The sequence below is a fragment of the Embleya sp. L77 genome, assembly GCF_055557415.1.
Map to the genome: position 1 here is coordinate 4,819,892 of NZ_CM145709.1, position 16,416 is coordinate 4,836,307.

At 72.3% G+C, this 16,416-nt stretch carries 15 protein-coding genes; 12 read left to right on the forward strand and 3 right to left on the reverse strand.

Annotated features, from left to right (window positions below):
- Positions 1–2: 2 nt before the first annotated feature.
- The 9 genes from ACZOOI_RS20700 to ACZOOI_RS20740 all read left to right on the forward strand — a co-directional run bounded on the left by ACZOOI_RS20700 (position 3) and on the right by ACZOOI_RS20740 (position 12,300).
- Positions 3–1,445 (forward strand): aldehyde dehydrogenase family protein, encoded by a 1,443-nt coding sequence (locus tag ACZOOI_RS20700; protein ID WP_465277236.1) that lies wholly within the window; start codon positions 3–5, stop codon positions 1,443–1,445.
- A 176-nt stretch (positions 1,446–1,621) separates the two neighbouring features.
- Positions 1,622–3,547 carry an acyl-CoA dehydrogenase family protein gene (locus tag ACZOOI_RS20705; RefSeq protein ID WP_465277237.1) on the forward strand — a complete coding sequence of 642 codons (1,926 nt, stop codon included), beginning with the start codon at positions 1,622–1,624 and terminating at the stop codon, positions 3,545–3,547.
- 128 nt (positions 3,548–3,675) lie between these two features.
- Positions 3,676–4,938: a 1-deoxy-D-xylulose-5-phosphate reductoisomerase gene (dxr, locus tag ACZOOI_RS20710; RefSeq protein ID WP_465277238.1), complete on the forward strand. Its 1,263-nt coding sequence runs from the start codon at positions 3,676–3,678 to the stop codon at positions 4,936–4,938.
- Positions 4,935–6,236, forward strand: coding sequence for a M50 family metallopeptidase (locus ACZOOI_RS20715; protein ID WP_465277239.1), 1,302 nt, complete (start codon positions 4,935–4,937; stop codon positions 6,234–6,236). Before dxr ends, ACZOOI_RS20715 begins: the two co-directional genes overlap by 4 nt.
- A gap of 158 nt (positions 6,237–6,394) precedes the next feature.
- Positions 6,395–7,552, forward strand: a complete 1,158-nt coding sequence (ispG, locus tag ACZOOI_RS20720) for a flavodoxin-dependent (E)-4-hydroxy-3-methylbut-2-enyl-diphosphate synthase (RefSeq protein ID WP_465277240.1) — start codon at positions 6,395–6,397, stop codon at positions 7,550–7,552.
- A 237-nt stretch (positions 7,553–7,789) separates the two neighbouring features.
- Positions 7,790–9,241, forward strand: a complete 1,452-nt coding sequence (locus ACZOOI_RS20725) for an alpha/beta hydrolase (protein WP_465277241.1) — start codon at positions 7,790–7,792, stop codon at positions 9,239–9,241.
- The gene (locus ACZOOI_RS20730; RefSeq protein ID WP_465277242.1) at positions 9,238–10,731 is read left to right on the forward strand and encodes an alpha/beta hydrolase; all 1,494 of its coding nucleotides are present in this window, start codon (positions 9,238–9,240) and stop codon (positions 10,729–10,731) included. The genes ACZOOI_RS20725 and ACZOOI_RS20730 overlap by 4 nt, the downstream gene beginning before the upstream one ends.
- A gap of 125 nt (positions 10,732–10,856) precedes the next feature.
- Positions 10,857–11,714: a GNAT family N-acetyltransferase gene (locus ACZOOI_RS20735; protein WP_391582788.1), complete on the forward strand. Its 858-nt coding sequence runs from the start codon at positions 10,857–10,859 to the stop codon at positions 11,712–11,714.
- A 58-nt stretch (positions 11,715–11,772) separates the two neighbouring features.
- The gene (locus ACZOOI_RS20740; RefSeq protein ID WP_465277243.1) at positions 11,773–12,300 is read left to right on the forward strand and encodes a GNAT family N-acetyltransferase; all 528 of its coding nucleotides are present in this window, start codon (positions 11,773–11,775) and stop codon (positions 12,298–12,300) included.
- 28 nt (positions 12,301–12,328) lie between these two features.
- On the opposite strand, the gene ACZOOI_RS20745 is transcribed toward ACZOOI_RS20740, so the two are convergent.
- Genes ACZOOI_RS20745 through ACZOOI_RS20755 form a run of 3 tightly spaced genes read right to left on the reverse strand, consistent with a single transcriptional unit; the run spans position 12,329 to position 14,198 of the window.
- A complete protein-coding gene (locus ACZOOI_RS20745; RefSeq protein ID WP_465277244.1) occupies positions 12,329–13,246 on the reverse strand; it encodes an aminoglycoside phosphotransferase family protein in 918 nt (305 codons plus the stop codon).
- Entirely contained in the window at positions 13,243–13,728 is a 486-nt protein-coding gene (locus ACZOOI_RS20750) for a ferritin-like domain-containing protein (RefSeq protein ID WP_465277245.1), read from the reverse strand. Before ACZOOI_RS20750 ends, ACZOOI_RS20745 begins: the two co-directional genes overlap by 4 nt.
- Positions 13,725–14,198, reverse strand: a complete 474-nt coding sequence (locus tag ACZOOI_RS20755) for a hypothetical protein (RefSeq protein ID WP_465277246.1) — start codon at positions 14,196–14,198, stop codon at positions 13,725–13,727. Before ACZOOI_RS20755 ends, ACZOOI_RS20750 begins: the two co-directional genes overlap by 4 nt.
- A gap of 221 nt (positions 14,199–14,419) precedes the next feature.
- Between ACZOOI_RS20755 and rimP the strand changes: the two genes are divergently transcribed.
- Genes rimP through ACZOOI_RS20770 form a run of 3 tightly spaced genes read left to right on the forward strand, consistent with a single transcriptional unit; the run spans position 14,420 to position 16,374 of the window.
- The gene (gene rimP, locus ACZOOI_RS20760; RefSeq protein ID WP_465277247.1) at positions 14,420–14,971 is read left to right on the forward strand and encodes a ribosome maturation factor RimP; all 552 of its coding nucleotides are present in this window, start codon (positions 14,420–14,422) and stop codon (positions 14,969–14,971) included.
- A gap of 3 nt (positions 14,972–14,974) precedes the next feature.
- A complete protein-coding gene (nusA, locus tag ACZOOI_RS20765; protein ID WP_465277248.1) occupies positions 14,975–15,997 on the forward strand; it encodes a transcription termination factor NusA in 1,023 nt (340 codons plus the stop codon).
- Positions 15,998–16,005: 8 nt separating this feature from the next.
- On the forward strand, positions 16,006–16,374 hold the full coding sequence (locus tag ACZOOI_RS20770) for a YlxR family protein (RefSeq protein WP_079026705.1): 369 nt from the start codon (positions 16,006–16,008) through the stop codon (positions 16,372–16,374).
- Positions 16,375–16,416 lie beyond the last annotated feature (42 nt).

Sequence of the window (16,416 nt, forward strand, 5' to 3'; positions counted from 1 at the left end):
TAGTGACCACCACCCACGCGTTCTGGTCGGCCGGCCGACAGGCCTTCGGCGAGACGACCTTCGACGTCACCAACTCGTACGACGGCCGGCTCGTCGGCCGGGTCTTTGAGCCCACCGACGCGCAGATCGAGGAGGCCGTCGCCGCGGCGCACGCCGTCGCGCACGAGTTCGCCGCGCTGCCCGCCTTCCGGCGCGCCGCGGCCCTGGACCACGTGGCCAAGCGGCTCGGCGAGCGCGCCGAGGAGATCGCCCGACTGATCACCGCCGAGAACGGCAAGCCGATCAAGTGGGCGCGCGGCGAGGTCGGCCGCGCGGTGTCGGTGTTCCGCTGGGCGGCCGAGGAGGCCCGCCGGTTCAACGGCGAGGGCATGCGCCTGGACACCGACGCGGGTGGCACCGGTCGCTACGCGCTGGTCCGTCGGATCCCCAAGGGCGTGGTGCTGGGCATCGCGCCGTTCAACTTCCCGCTCAACCTGGTCGCGCACAAGGTCGCCCCGGCGATCGCGGTCGGCGCACCGATCATCCTCAAGCCCGCGCCGGCCACCCCGCTGTCCGCACTCGTGCTCGGCGAGATCCTGGCCGAGACCGACCTGCCCGCCGGTTCGTGGAGCGTGCTGCCGGTGCCCAACGACCGGATGCCGGCGCTGGTGAAGGACGAGCGGCTGCCGGTCGTCTCGTTCACCGGCTCGGGCCCGGTGGGCTGGAGCATCATGGACTCGGTGCCGCGCAAGCACGTCACGCTGGAGCTGGGCGGCAATGCCGCCGCCGTCGTGCTCGCCGACTGGTCCTCCGAGGCCGACCTGGAGTGGGCCGCACAGCGGATCGCGACCTTCTCCAACTACCAGGGCGGCCAGTCCTGCATCTCGGTGCAGCGGGTGATCGCCGACGCGAGCATCTACGACCGCCTCGTGGAGAAGATCGTGGCGAAGGTGGCCGCGCAGGTCACCGGCGACCCCGAGGACGACACGGTCGACGTCGGCCCGCTGGTCAGCGTCGCCGCCGCCGAGCGGGTCCAGGCATGGGTGGACGAGGCCGTGCAGGCCGGCGCCAAGGTGCTCACCGGCGGCACCCGCGACGGCGCCTCCTACGCGCCGACGGTGCTCAGCGAGGTCCCGGCCGGCGTCACCATCGCCTGCGAGGAGGTCTTCGGCCCGGTGCTCACGCTGACCCGGGTGGACGGCACGGACGCCGCGTTCGCCGCGGTCAACGACTCCGAATTCGGCCTCCAGGCCGGGGTGTTCACCCACGAGATCCAGACCGCCTTCCGGGCCCAGCGCGAACTGGAGGTGGGCGGCGTGATCATCGGCGACGCCCCCTCCTACCGCGCCGACCAGATGCCCTACGGCGGCGCGAAGAACTCCGGCGTCGGCCGCGAGGGCGTCACGTACGCGATGACCGACTTCACGTACGAGCGTGTCATGGTGCTCACGGGCCTGGCCCTGTAGACACCCCATGGACAAGGGCCCGGCCACCTGGGGTGGTGTCGCCGGGCCCTTTCGCACGTACGGAGCAGTCTCCTCTGGACAAATGGATGTCACTCGGCATTCAGTGGACGTGCACGGGCAGGTAACACCGGTCGGTAACAACGTCGGTTCCGCTGCGAGTCCGCGAGGAGTCCGCCATGCCCCCTGTCAGCGAACGCGAAGCCCGCAAGGTTGCCGAGGAAGCCCGGCAGCAGGACTGGGACAAGCCCAGTTTCGCCAAGGAGCTCTTCCTCGGGCGTTTTCGGCTCGACCTCGTCCACCCGCATCCCGAGGCCGATCCGGAGGAGATCCGTCGGGGGGAGGAATTCCTCGCGGTGCTGCGCGAGTTCCTCTCCACCCGGGTGGACCCCACGGTGATCGAGCGCGACGCGCGGATCCCGGACGAGGTGATCAAGGGCCTGGCCGAGATCGGCGCGCTGGGCATGAAGATCGACCCCGAGTACGGCGGCCTGGGCCTGAGCCAGCTCTACTACAACAAGGCGCTGGTCCTGGTCGGCTCGGTCAACGCCGCGCTCGGCGCGCTGTTGTCCGCGCACCAGTCGATCGGGGTGCCGCAGCCGGTCAAGATGTTCGGCACCGACGCGCAAAAGCGCGAGTTCCTGCCGCGCTGCGTGCGCGAGGTCAGCGCGTTCCTGCTCACCGAACCCGACGTCGGCTCGGACCCGGCCCGACTGGCCACCGCCGCGGTGCCCACCGAGGACGGCGAGGCGTACGTCCTGGACGGCGTGAAGTTGTGGACCACCAACGGCGTGGTCGCCGGACTGCTCGTGGTGATGGCCCGGGTGCCCAAGGCGGAGGGCCGGCGCGGCGGCATCACCGCGTTCGTCGTGGACGCGGACAGCCCCGGCATCACCGTGGAGAACCGCAACTCCTTCATGGGCCTGCGCGGCATCGAGAACGGGGTGACCCGCTTCCACAACGTCCGGGTGCCCGCCGCGAACCGGATCGGCGCCGAGGGCGCGGGCCTGAAGATCGCGCTGACCACCCTCAACACCGGCCGACTCTCGCTGCCCGCGATGTGCGCCGGTGCCGCCAAGTGGTCGCTCAAGGTGGCCCGCGAATGGGCGGGCGAGCGCGAGCAGTGGGGTCGGCCGATCGCCGGCCACGAGGCGGTCGCGGGCAAGATCGCCTACATCGCGGCCAGTGCCTTCGCGCTGGAGGCGGTGCTGGAGCTGACCGCCCGGATGGCCGACGAGGACCGCCGCGACATCCGGATCGAGGCGGCACTGGCGAAGCTGTACGCATCCGAGGTGGGCTGGACGGTCAGCGACGAACTCGTGCAGATCCGAGGCGGTCGCGGCTACGAGACGGCCGCCTCGTTGCGCGCTCGCGGCGAACGCGGCGTCCCGGCCGAGCAGATGTTGCGGGACATGCGGATCAACCGGATCTTCGAGGGCTCGACCGAGATCATGCACCTGCTGATCGCGCGCGAGGCGGTGGACGCGCACCTGGCCGTGGCCGGCGACATCATCGACCCCGAGGCGGACCTGAAGGCCAAGGGCAAGGCCGCCGCCGACGCGGGCGTCTTCTACGCCAAGTGGCTGCCCAAGCTGGTCACCGGCAAGGGCCAGGTGCCCACCTCCTACCGCGAGTTCGCCCCGGTCGGCGCGCCGAGCCTGGCCGCGCACCTGCGCTTCGTCGAGCGTTCCTCGCGTCGGCTGGCCCGTTCCACCTTCTACGGCATGGCCCGCTGGCAGGGCGCGATGGAGCGCAAGCAGGGCTTCCTCGGCCGGATCGTGGACATCGGCGCCGAACTGTTCGCGATGAGCGCGGTGTGCGTGCGGGCCGACATGTTGCGCCGGCGCGACCTCGAACAGGGCCGGGCCGCATACGAACTCGCCGACCTGTTCTGCCGGCAGGCGCAGATCCGGGTGGACGAGTTGTTCGGCCGGTTGTGGACCAACACCGACGCGTTGGACGTCAAGGCGGTCGAGGGCGTGCTCGCGGGCCGGCATCTGTGGCTGGAGGAGGGCGTGCTCGACCCGTCCACCGAGGGCCCCTGGATCGCCGACGCGACGCCCGGCCCCACCAGGGTCGACAACGTGCACCGACCCGTCTGCTGATCCGCACGCGGCCGGCGGGAGCCTCCCGCCGGCCGCATGCGCCGACCCGCACCGTTCGCGAACCGGCCCACGCGGGCAATCGACCGACCTGCGCTCGGCGCCGGGCCGGCGCGGGCCACAATGGTCGGATGGACTCCCTGGCCGATCCCTACGCGCCCTTCGCCGCCCCCGACCAGTCGACCACCCGGCGGGACATCGTCCTGCTCGGCTCCACCGGGTCGATCGGGACCCAGACGATCGACGTGGTGCGCGCCCACCCCGAGTTGTTCCGGATCGTCGGCCTGTCCGCCGGCGGCGGCCGGGTGGACGAGCTGGCCCGACAGGCGCTCGAACTGGAGGTTGAGGTGGTCGCGGTGGCCAAGGCGTCCGCCGCGCAGGACCTGCAGCTGGCCTTCTACGCCGAGGCGCAGCGCCGCGGCTACGCCAAGGGGCGGTACAAGCTGCCGCGCATCCTGGCCGGCCCCACCGCCGCCACCGAGCTCGCCGCGCACCCGTGCGACGTGGTCCTGAACGGGATCACCGGTTCGATCGGCCTGGCCCCCACCCTCGCCGCGCTGACCGCGGGCCGCACCCTCGCACTGGCCAACAAGGAGTCGCTGATCGTCGGCGGCCCGCTGGTCAAGGCGATCGCCAAGCCCGGCCAGATCGTCCCGGTCGACTCGGAGCACTCGGCGCTGATCCAGGCCCTGCGCGGCGGTCGCGCCGACCAGGTCAAGCGGCTCGTGGTGACCGCCAGCGGCGGCCCGTTCCGCGGTCGCAGCCGCGCCGACCTGGTCGACGTCACGCCCGAGGAGGCCGCGGCCCACCCCACCTGGGACATGGGCCCGGTGATCACGATCAACTCGGCGACCCTGGTCAACAAGGGGCTCGAAGTGATCGAGGCGCACCTTCTCTACGACATCCCGTTCGACCGGATCGACGTCGTCGTGCACCCGCAGTCGATCGTGCACTCGATGGTCGAGTTCGTGGACGGCTCGACCCTGGCGCAGGCGTCGCCGCCGGACATGCGGCTGCCGATCGCGCTCGGCCTGTCCTGGCCCGACCGGGTGCCGAACGTCGCGGCGGGCTGCGACTGGACCAAGGCGGCCACGTGGGAGTTCTTCCCGCTCGACCACGAGGCGTTCCCGGCGGTCGAGCTGGCGTGCGCCGCGGGGCGCGCCGGCGGCACCGCGCCGGCCGTGTTCAACGCGGCCAACGAGGAGTGCGTGGACGCGTTCATCGCGGGACACCTGAAGTTCAACGGCATCACCGACACGGTCGCCGCCGTCGTGAGCGAGCATGATGTACGTGGGGACGGCAACCGGCTGACGCTGGAGGACGTCCTCGACGCGGAGGACTGGGCGCGCCGACGGGCACGCGAGATCATCGCCCACGGAGGAGAACCCCGTTGACCCTGTTCATGACGATCCTCGGCATCGTCGTCTTTGTCGTGGGCCTGCTGTTCTCCATCGCCTGGCACGAGGCGGGCCACCTGATCACCGGCAAGATGTTCGGTGTGCGGGTGCCGCAGTACATGGTCGGCTTCGGCAAGACGTTGTGGTCGAAGAAGATCGGTGAGACCGAGTACGGGCTCAAGGCGATCCCGGCGGGCGGCTACTGCCGGCTGATCGGCATGTTCCCGCCCGACGCGTCGGGCAAGGTGCAGGCCCGCAGCACCTCACCGTGGCGCAGCATGATCGAGGAGGCCCGCGAGGCGTCCTACGAGGAGGTCGGTCCCGGCGACGAGGACCGGATGTTCTATCAGCGCAAGCCGTGGCAGCGCACGATCATCATGCTGGCCGGGCCGTTCATGAACCTGATCCTGGCCATCGGGCTGCTCGCGGTGTACCTGATGGGCTTCGGGATCCCCGAGACCACCTCGACGGTCAGCACCGTCTCGGAGTGCGTGGTCAGCGCCGACGCGAAGACCGACAAGTGCCCCGAGGGCGCCAAGGCGGCTCCCGGCAAGGCGGCCGGTCTGCTGCCGGGCGACCGCATCGTGTCGTTCAACGGTCAAAAGATCGGCGACTACGACAAGCTCCAGGGCCTGATCCGCAAGTCGTCCGGCGAGGTCACCCTCGTGGTCGACCGCAAGGGCGAACTCCTCACCCTCAAGCCCGTGCTCGAACAGAACAAGATGATCAAGCTCGACGGCGACGGACGCCCGGTGGCCGACCAGTACGTCACCACCGGCTTCCTGGGCATCAGTCCGGCGCGAGGGATCCAGCGCCAGAGCGCCGCCGAGTCCGTCGAGTACACGGGCGATCTGGTCAAGAGCGCGTTCCACAGCCTGCTGCGCATCCCACAGAAGGTGCCCGCGCTGTGGGGCGCGGCCTTCCAGGGCGACGAACGTGACCAGGACTCCCCGGTCGGCGTGGTCGGCGCGGCCCGGGTGGGCGGCGAGGTGGCCGCGTTGGACGTGCCCGCGTCCCAGCGCGTCGGCCTGATGATCTTCATCATCGCGGGCTTCAACGTGTCGTTGTTCCTGTTCAACATGCTGCCGCTGCTCCCGCTCGACGGCGGTCACGTGGTCGGCGCGTGGTGGGAGTCGATCCGTCGCCGGATCGCGAGCCTGCGCAAGCGGCCGGACCCGGGCCCGTTCGACGTGGCCAGGCTGATGCCGGTCGCCTACGTCGTGGCCTCGATCTTCATCGCCTTCACCGTGCTGGTGTTGATCGCCGACCTGATCAACCCGGTGAAGGTGACGTAGCGCTCGGGAGAGCACCCGACAGGACGTCCCGCCGGCCCCCCTTGTGTCGATCAGGCAACAGGTGGGTCGGCACGGGGGTACGGGCGCCTCCGCACCGGTGTGCGGTGGCGTAGCGTTGAGTCGACCCACGCCGCCGAACCCACGGGACTAAAGCGAAGATGACCGCGATCCAGCTCGGAATGCCGTCCGTACCTGCCCGGCCCCTCACGCCGCGCCGCAAGTCACGGCAGATCATGGTCGGCAACGTGGCCGTCGGCGGAGACGCCCCGGTGTCGGTGCAGTCCATGACGACCACCCTGACCTCCGACGTCAACGCCACGCTTCAGCAGATCGCCGAGCTGACCGCCTCCGGCTGCCAGATCGTCCGGGTCGCGGTGCCCTCGCAGGACGACGCCGACGCGCTGCCCGCGATCGCCCGCAAGTCGCAGATCCCGGTGATCGCGGACATCCACTTCCAGCCGAAGTACGTGTTCGCCGCGATCGACGCCGGCTGCGCCGCGGTGCGGGTGAACCCGGGCAACATCAAGCAGTTCGACGACAAGATCGCCGAGATCGCCAAGGCCGCGTCCGCCGCCGGCACCCCGATCCGGATCGGCGTCAACGCCGGGTCGCTGGACAAGCGGCTGCTGGCCAAGCACGGCAAGGCCACCCCGGAGGCGCTGGTCGAATCCGCGCTGTGGGAGTGCTCGCTGTTCGAGGAGCACGACTTCCGGGACATCAAGATCTCGGTCAAGCACAACGACCCGGTCGTGATGATCGAGGCATACCGGCTGCTCGCCGAGCGCTGCGACTATCCGCTGCACCTGGGCGTCACCGAGGCCGGCCCCGCGTTCCAGGGCACGATCAAGTCCGCGGTCGCGTTCGGCGCGCTGCTCGCGCAGGGCATCGGCGACACCATCCGGGTCTCTCTCTCCGCTCCTCCGGTCGAGGAGATCAAGGTCGGCAACCAGATCCTGGAGTCGCTGGGGCTGCGGCAGCGCGGCCTGGAGATCGTCTCCTGCCCGTCCTGTGGCCGCGCCCAGGTCGACGTGTACAAGCTCGCCGAGGAGGTCACCGCGGGCCTGGACGGGCTCAAGGTGCCGCTGCGGGTGGCCGTGATGGGCTGCGTCGTCAACGGCCCCGGCGAGGCCCGCGAGGCGGACCTGGGCGTGGCGTCCGGCAACGGCAAGGGCCAGATCTTCGTCAAGGGCGAGGTGATCAAGACCGTGCCCGAGTCGAAGATCGTGGAGACCCTGATCGACGAGGCGCTCAAGCTCGCCGAGCAGATGCAGGCGGACGGCGTGATCAGCGGCGAACCGATCGTCGACATCGCCTGAGCCGAGCCCCGGCCGGCCCGCTCGGTCCGGCCCGCTCTCCCGGCCCCCTCGGTCCGGGCCGACTCGGCCGATCCACCCCGCGTGATCCCCGCCGACGTGCCCGGACCGCCGCCCGACCGGATCAATCCACTCGCCCACCCGAGTGACATATCGTTGATGCGCCCCTACCTTCGGTAATCGCCCCCGATCATCGAGACACATGATCGGGGCGCCGCCCCCGGGGGAGGGGCGTCGTGCGTGGGACGCATCATCGCGACCGGACTGGCCGTCGCCGGCATGATCATGGGCACCGCGGCGGTGCCCGCGAGCGGGCCCGATCCCGGCGATCGGCCGGCCGCCCGGTCGGCGCCCGGCATCGCCTGGGGCGGCTGCCCGGCCGACGTCGCCGCACCCGGACTGCGCTGCGGAACGCTGGCCGTGCCGGTCGACCACGCGCGCGCCGACGGGCCCACCACCACGCTGGGCGTCTCGCTCGCACCGGCCACGGGCGGCCGGCCCCGGCGCGGCACGATCGTGGTCAACCCCGGCGGCCCGGGCGGCGGCGGCATGTGGCTGGCCGACCTGGTGCGGCACGCGCTGCCGGAACGGGTGCGGCAGAGCTACGACATCGTCGGCGTCGACCCGCGCGGCAACCACCACAGCGACCCGATCTCCTGTGTCGACGCGAGCTTCGACCGGGCCCCGAAGCCGGATCCGGTGCCCGCCACACCGCAGGACGAGCAGCGGCTGATCGAGCGCGCCCGCAGCTACGCGCGCGGCTGCGCCGAGCGGGCCGGCGACCTGCTGCCGCACCTGGGCACCCTGGAGAACGCGCGCGACCTCGACCTGCTCCGCGCCGCGCTCGGCGAACCCCGGATCTCCTTCATCGGCTGGTCCTACGGCACCTACCTCGGCGCGGTCTACGGACACCTGTTCCCCGAGCGGGTCGACCGGATGATTCTGGACAGCGTCGTAGACCCCCGCCCGGACCAGGTCTGGTACGGGTCCAACCTGCGTCAGGACGTCGCCTTCCAGGGCCGCTGGCGCGACCTCGTCGCGGCCGAGGGCGCCGACCTGGACGACGTGCTCGCCCGCACCCTCGCCGTCGTCCGGGCCGAGCCCGCGGGCGGCACCGTGGGCCCCGCCGAACTGCGCGACATCGCCACCCGGGTCCTGTACAACTCGCAGGCCTGGCCGGATTTCGCCAAGGCGCTGCGCGCCCACGACCGGGGCGACCCGGCGCCGCTGGCCGCGCTGTACGCCCCGCCCACGGCGCAGGACGCCAACGGCACCGCGATCTACACCGCGGTCGAATGCCACGACGGCCCGTGGCCCCGGGACTGGTCGGTGTGGGACCGCGACGCCCGCGCCGTGGACCGGACCGCACCCCTGGTGACCTGGTCCAACACGTGGCTGAACGCACCCTGCGCGTTCTGGCCGGTGCCTGCCCGCACGCCGCCGACGATCGACGGGCACGACCTGCCGCCGGTGTTGCTCGTCCAGGGCACCCGCGATCCGGCCACCCCACCCGCCGGGGCGACCGCGCTGCACCGGGCGCTGCCCTCCTCGCACCTGATCACCGTGCTCGACGAGGGCGACCACGGGATCCTCGCGTTCCAACCCGATCCCTGCGTCCTGCGGGCCGCCTCGGCCTATCTGACCGACGGCACGCTCCCGCCGGGCCGCGACACCACCTGTGAGGCATCGTGACCCGCCCCGTCCGCGTCCTGGTGGCGGGCGCGTTGACCGCCGCCGTGCTCAGCGCCGCCGGCCCGGCCCGGGCGGACACCGAGCCGATCGTGTGGGGCGACTGCCCGCCGGGCACCGCGACGGGGGAGCGCTGCGGCACCATCGGCGCGCCGCTGGACCACGCACGACCGGCCGGCCCGCGGATCCGGGTCGGCGTCTCGAAGGTCGCGGCCACCGGGACGAAGGCGGAATACCGGGGCATGCTGGCGGTCAACTTCGGCGGTCCGGGCGCCGCCGCCGTCGGCTCGATGGCGGCGCTCGCCGGCGGCCTGCCCGAGCGGCTGCGCCGGGCCTACGACCTGATCGGCTTCGATCTGCGCGGGCGCGGCACCAGTACGCGCGTGGAGTGCACCGACCCGGAGACCTTCGGTCGTGCGCCCCGGCCCGACCCGGCGATGCCCGGCAGCCGGGCGGCGCACCTGGCCGCGACCCGCGCGTTCGCCGACGGTTGCCGCAGGTCCGCCGGCGACCTGCTGCCGCACCTGACCACCCGGGACATCGCCCGCGACCTCGACCTGGTCCGGGCCGCGTTCGGCGCCGAACGGCTCTCGATCCTGGGCTACTCCTACGGCAGCTACCTGGGCGCGGTCTACGGGCAACTCTTCCCGAACCGGGTGTACCGGATGCTGCTCGACAGCCTGGTCGACCCCACCGAGGTCTGGTACGGGACCGGTTTCCTGCAGGCCCGCGGGTTCGACGCGCGCCGGCACGACTGGGCCGCGTGGACCGCCGCCCGAGCGGACCGCTTCCACCTGGGCGACACCACCACGGCGGTGCTGGCGACCTGGGACCGGCTGCGCGGCGAACTCGCCGCACACCCGGCGGGCGGCGTGTTCGGTGGCGTCGAACTCGACCAGTACACGCTCGGCAAGCTGTACACCGACCGGGACTGGGCGAGTATGTCCGGTGCACTCGCGGACTACGCGTCGGGCGATCCGGCCGCGCTGATCGCCGGGCGCAAACCGGCGACCCGGGACGAGGTCAACTTCGAGTCGGTCATGCAGACGGTCACCTGCGCGGACGCGCCCGCCCCGGCCGACGAGTCGGTGTTCGAACGCGACATGGCCGTGCTCCGGGCCCGGCACGGCGCGCTGGGCGCCGCCATCGCCTCCCCCGGCGCGTGCCTGTACATCCAGAGCAACACCGCGCCGCCGACCCGGATCGACGGCGCCGGCCTGCCCGGTGTGCTGCTCGTGCAATCCGTCGGCGACCCGGCGACGCCCTACGACGGGGCCCTGCGCATGCACGCGGCGCTGCCCTCGTCGCGGCTGCTCACCGTGCGCGGCAACGGCAACCACGGGCACTACCTCGTCGACGGTCCGTGCGTCGACGACCGGGGCACCGCCTACCTGGTCGACGGCGCCCTGCCCGCGACCGACGTCGAGTGCGCCGACCCGGCTCCGAGCGACCCCGACCCGCGCCGATCGGCGGTCGTGCACCCGCACCGCTGACCCGCCCGTCGGGGGCCCGCCGGCCCCGGCCGCCGAATCCGCCGCCTCCCGGGCGGCACAGGCGGCCCGGACCTGCATAGGGTGGTGCCGCAAGACTGGCATTTCCCCAAGGTCCGCCTGATGGCATGGTGAGGCACGTGCTGAGCTCGGTTTCCACCAAAGTCCTGGACGGGACCGACCTGTCCGCCGTCCAGGCGCTGCTCGACCGTGACCCCGTCACGAACGTCTTCGTCGCGTCCCGGGTCCGACTCGCCGGCGTCGACCCGTGGCGGCTCGGCGGCGAACTGTGGGGCTACTACGAGGGCGGGCGGCTGACGTCGCTGTGCTACGCGGGCGCGAACCTGGTCCCGGTCGAGGCCGGACCGGACGCCATACGCTCGTTCGCCGAGCGGGCCCGCCGCCAGGGCCGGCGCTGCTCGTCGATCGTCGGCCCGGCCGAGGCGGCCGCCGGCCTGTGGCGCCTGCTCGAACCCGTGTGGGGACCCGCCCGCGAGGTCCGGCCGGTGCAGCCGCTCATGGTCGCCGAGGAACCCTCGCGCGAGGTGGCCCCGGATCCGCTGGTGCGCCGGGTGCGCCCGGACGAGCTGGATCTGGTGATGCCCGCGTGCGTGGCGATGTTCACCGAGGAGGTCGGCGTCTCGCCGCTGATCGGCGACGGCGGTACCCTCTACCGCGCCCGGGTGGCCGAACTCATCGCGGGCGGGCGGGCGTTCGCCCGGATCGAGGACGGCAAGGTGGTGTTCAAGGCGGAGATCGGCGCGGTCACCCGGCATGCGTGCCAGATCCAGGGTGTGTGGGTGGCCCCCGAGCGGCGCGGCGAGGGCCTGTCCGAGATCGGCATGGCGGCCGTACTGCGCCACGCGCTCGGCGAGGTGGCCCCGATCGCCAGCCTGTATGTGAACAGCTACAACGGCCCCGCGCGCGCGGCCTACCGGCGGGTCGGCTTCGCCGAGACCGGGGCCTTCATGAGCGTGCTGTTCTGATCCGGTCCGTGCTGTCCGGACAGCGGCGACGATCCGACCCCAGGGAGTGCGTGTGCTGATGGAGTGGACGTGCCGGGTCGTCGATCTCGCCGAGTACGCGGACGAGGCGGTCGACGTCCAGGCCGGCGCGTTCGGTCTGGCCGACGACGAGATCGCGGTGCGGCAGCGGATAATGCGGCGACATGCGACCTTCGCCGGAGTGCGCTCCCTGGGCGCGTTCGACGCCGCCGGTCGGCTGGTGGGATTCGGTTACGGCTATCCCAACCTCACCGATCAGTGGTGGAGCCTGGTGATCGAACCGCACCTGGCCCGGGCCGGACACCGGGCCTGGCTGGACGAGTCGTTCGTGGTCGGCGAACTGCACGTGCTGCCGCGCTGGCAGGGGCACGGCATCGGACGCACCCTGATCACGCTGCTGTGCCGGGGCCAGGACCGCTCGCACATCCTGCTGTCCGCGATCGACGAACCGACGCCGGCCCGCCGGCTGTACCACGGCCTGGGCTTTCGGGACCTGGCCCGCCCGGTGCTGTTCCCGGGCAATGCCCGTCCCTACGCGGTGATGGGCGCGGTCCTGCCGTTCAAGTGACCCGCCGACCACCCACCCCGGTCGCGGATCAGGACAGCCACTCCGCGACGGACAGCAGGTCCTCGCCCACCGGATCCTCGACTGACATGCACCACAGGCCCAGTGCCAGCGCCTGCACCAGCGCCCAACCGCGCACCCGCTCGGCGTCCAGGTCCAAGGCGTTCGCCAGCCAGGTCACCCGCCGCCGGACCAGCGCCTGCGGGCGCGGCTCGGCGACCACCGTGGCCATCCGGTCCCGCACCAGCGCACCCAGATCGAAGGCCCGTTCGCCGAGCATCGGCCGCGGGTCGATGGCCAGCCACTTCGCCCGCTCGGCGGCCAGCACGTTGCCGTGGTGGAGGTCGGTGTGCAGGACCACGACCTCGGGCTGCGACGCGGTCAACTCGCGGCACAGCGTCACCGCCTCCTCGACCAGCGCCGCGGGACACGGGCCGGCCAGGTCCGCGTACCGGCGCGGGATCGATTCGCCCCAGTGTTCGGCCCGATCGGCGACCGGCTCGATCGCGCAGTCCGCAGGCGGGCTCACCCACAACCTGCGGATCACCTCGGCGGCCTCCAGCATGGCCCGGTCCTCGGCCAGCGAACGCAGCGACACGTCCGGCTGGAGCCGCTCCAGCAACAGCGCGCCGTGCTCGGGATCCGCGTCGAGCAGGCGAACCGCCCCGACGCCGTTCCACAGCGCGAGCGCGCTCGCCTCGTGCGCGGTGTAGCGGTCGATCAGGCCGAGCTTGAGGGTGGCCGGCGTGCCGTCCGGGCGTCGGACCAGGAGGGTCAGGCTGAGTGCGCCGCCGGGAATGACGGCTCGTTCCACGGTCAGGTCCCAGCGCCGCGCGTACTCGGCGACCGCGTCCGGCAGCCCCGCCAGCCACGGGCGGGCCACCTCCTCGCCGCACCACCGCAGAGCGGTTCGGGTCAAGCGCTCCGGGACCTCGACCCGATCGCTCACGTGCGGCTCCCGGTCGTCGGCGCCGCCGGGTCGGCGGGCACGGGCAGCCCCGGGAACGCGGTGCTCGCGCCCCGCCAGCGCACCGCCCACACGGCGCTCTCGCGCAACCAGCCCGCCGCCTCGGCGCGCAACGGGGCCCCGGCCGCGGCCACCAACTCGCCCAGATGCAGCGCGACTCCGTCCTCCAGGTACACCGCCAGCCGAGTCGCGTCGGCGGGCGTGGCCACCGCGAACGGGATTGTGTACGCGGGCGCCGCCGGTTGCGCCACCGCGCCCCGGTCGGCGATCAGCCGCGCGATCGTGTCCCGGCGGGCCCGGTGCGCGTCCAGCGCGGTGCGGGCCTGGGTGCGCGCGGCACCGGTCAATCGGCCGCCGGCCACGCCGTAGCCGTAGACGGCCGCGTGCTCCGCGTCCAGCGCGTCGCGCAGTGCCTTGACCTCGGGGGTGGCGGACCCGGACGGGGTCGGCCGCGGCGTGCTCACGATGCGCTCCGAAGCAGTTGGGCTTGACCCGCCAGGCACGCGGCGGTGGCGGCCAGCGTGCGGGCGAGTTCGGGGGAGACCGCGTCCAGTCCGGTCAGCCGCTCGTCGGAGGCCTGCTGCGCCCCGTCGGCGAGCCCGGCGCTCGCGGCGGCGAGGTCCTCCGGCGCGCTGCCGGCGGGCGGCGCGGAGTGCGAGGCGCCCCCGGCGAAGGCGGTCAGGTGCTGGCGCAGCTCCACCGACAGCGGCCGGATGCGTTCGGCCAGCGGGGCGTGTCGGGCGGCGACCGCGTCGTAGCGCGCGAGCAGCGCCCCGGTCGCCGCGTGGGCCCGCTGGCGCGCCGCGTCGTCCGCTTTGCGCCGTCCCTGGTCCGAGCCTCCTCCGCCGTCGTCGCAACCGGCGATCGTGGCGGCGATCGTCGCCGCGGCCACGGTGCCGAGGACGGCCCGTCGCGTCGGCCCCGCGTCGCGCATGCGTCCCGCTCCTGACCCTCGTCCGTGATGTCCGTTGCCGGCCCCTGGCCGTGTCGGACGCTACCGCATGTGCGGGCGTGCGAACCGCTGCGCACATCGGGCGTACGCCGGGCGGACGTGCGCGAGATGGGCTCCGGACCGGATACTGTTGTCCTTCCACGACCCGCCCCGGCGGTCGACGCACCTGAGACAACAGCACACGCAGCCGAGGAGTCACCCGGATGAGCACCACCACATTGGACCGGCTGCGGGAGTTGCTGGAGCCGGTGGTATCGGCGGTGGGCGTGGATCTGGAGGATCTCTCCCTCACCCCCGCCGGCAAGCGCCGGGTGTTGCGCGTGATGGTGGCCGCCGACGACGGCGTCGACCTGGACAAGGTGGCCGAGGTCAGTCGGGCCGTCTCGGACGTGCTGGACCCGAGCGACGTACTGGGCAGCCTGCCCTATCAGTTGGAAGTCACCACCCCGGGCGTGGACCGCCCGCTGACGCTGGAGCGCCACTGGCGCCGCGCGGCGGGTCGGCTGGTCCAGGTCCAGCTGCACGACGGCGCCACCGTGACCGGCCGGATCGGCGCGAGCGACGCCGAGGGCGTGGAGCTGGACGTCGAGGGCAAGCCGCGCCGGCTGGCGTACGACGAGGTGGCCAGGGCGGTCGTGCAGGTCGAGTTCAACCGCAGGAGCGCGGACCCGGCGGCCACCGCCGAGGACGACGAGGACACCGAGGTCGAGGACATCGACCCCGACAACGACGACACCATGGACGAGGAGGCGTAGGACGTGGACATCGACATGAGCGCCCTGCGCGGGCTTGAGCGCGAAAAAGAGATCAAGTTCGACCTCCTGGTCGAGGCCATCGAATCGGCCCTGTTGATCGCGTACCACCGCACCGAGGGCAGCCTGCCCAAGGCGCGGGTGGAGCTGGACCGCTCCACCGGTCACGTCACCGTGTGGGCGACCGAGACCGACGAGGCCGGGCAGCGCGTTCGCGAGTTCGACGACACCCCGGACGACTTCGGCCGGATCGCGGCGACCACCGCCAAGCAGGTGATCCTGCAGCGGCTGCGCGACGCCGAGGAGGAGATCACGTTCGGCGAGTTCGCCGGCCGTGAGGGCGAGATCGTCGCGGGCGTGGTCCAGCAGGGCAAGGACAATCGCAACGTCCTGGTGGACCTGGGTCGCATCGAGGCGATCCTGCCGCCCCAGGAGCAGGTACCGGGCGAGCGGTACGCGCACGGCATGCGCCTGCGTTGCTATGTCGTACAGGTGCGGCGTGGGCCCAAGGGGCCGTCCATCACGCTCTCGCGCACCCACCCCAACCTGGTGCGGAAGCTGTTCGCGCTGGAGGTCCCGGAGATCGCCGACGGCAGCGTCGAGATCGCCGCGATCGCCCGCGAGGCCGGCCACCGCTCCAAGATCGCCGTCTACTCCACGCGGGCCGGGCTCAACCCCAAGGGCGCGTGCATCGGGCCGATGGGGGCGCGCGTGCGTGCCGTCATGGCCGAGTTGAACGGCGAGAAGATCGACATCGTCGACTGGTCGGACGACCCCGCCCGGATGGTGGCCAATGCGCTGTCCCCGGCGCGGGTGAGCAAGGTCGAGGTCGTGGACCTCGCCGCGCGTTCCGCCCGGGTGACCGTGCCCGACTACCAGCTCTCGCTGGCGATCGGCAAGGAGGGGCAGAATGCCCGACTTGCCGCGCGATTGACCGGATGGCGCATCGACATCCGGCCGGACACCGAGACCGGTGAATCGGACGACCGGGGACGGTCGACCGAACCAGGTCGCGGTGAGGAGCGGTAGACTTGAACATGTCTGGTCGCAGGCGTGCCCGAGCATGCCCTCGTACGAGGTCGGAAAAGCAGGAAATCACTGCCTCTCCGTGCCGAACGTGCGTAGGTTGTCGGCAGCGTGCGGCCAAGGCCGACCTATTGCGGGTCGTGGCGGTGGAGGGCAGTTGTGTCCCCGACCCCCGCGGCCGAATGCTCGGACGGGGCGCGCATCTGCACCCCGATCCGGAGTGCCTGGCCCAGGCGGAGCGTCGCAAGGCGTTCGTTCGGGCTTTGCGCGTGCCGGGGCCGCTGGACTCGGCACCACTGCGTGCTTATTTGAGCGGTGATGGGTTGTCAGAGGTCGGTCGGACAGGTCCAGCGAAGCAGTACCTCGCGAGTCGGAAGTAGGTCGAGATTGCGATGAGCACTCGATGAGTACGCGATGAGTAC

Bases quoted from the DNA above. Each gene is read 5' to 3' on its own strand.
- ispG (WP_465277240.1), top strand. From the start codon at position 6,395: ATGACCGCGATCCAGCTCGGAATGCCGTCCGTACCTGCCCGGCCCCTC.
- ACZOOI_RS20740 (WP_465277243.1), top strand. From the start codon at position 11,773: ATGGAGTGGACGTGCCGGGTCGTCGATCTCGCCGAGTACGCGGACGAG.
- ACZOOI_RS20755 (WP_465277246.1), bottom strand. From the start codon at position 14,198: ATGCGCGACGCGGGGCCGACGCGACGGGCCGTCCTCGGCACCGTGGCC.
- ACZOOI_RS20770 (WP_079026705.1), top strand. From the start codon at position 16,006: ATGTCTGGTCGCAGGCGTGCCCGAGCATGCCCTCGTACGAGGTCGGAA.
- rimP (WP_465277247.1), top strand. From the start codon at position 14,420: ATGAGCACCACCACATTGGACCGGCTGCGGGAGTTGCTGGAGCCGGTG.
- dxr (WP_465277238.1), top strand. From the start codon at position 3,676: ATGGACTCCCTGGCCGATCCCTACGCGCCCTTCGCCGCCCCCGACCAG.
- ACZOOI_RS20705 (WP_465277237.1), top strand. From the start codon at position 1,622: ATGCCCCCTGTCAGCGAACGCGAAGCCCGCAAGGTTGCCGAGGAAGCC.
- ACZOOI_RS20735 (WP_391582788.1), top strand. From the start codon at position 10,857: ATGGTGAGGCACGTGCTGAGCTCGGTTTCCACCAAAGTCCTGGACGGG.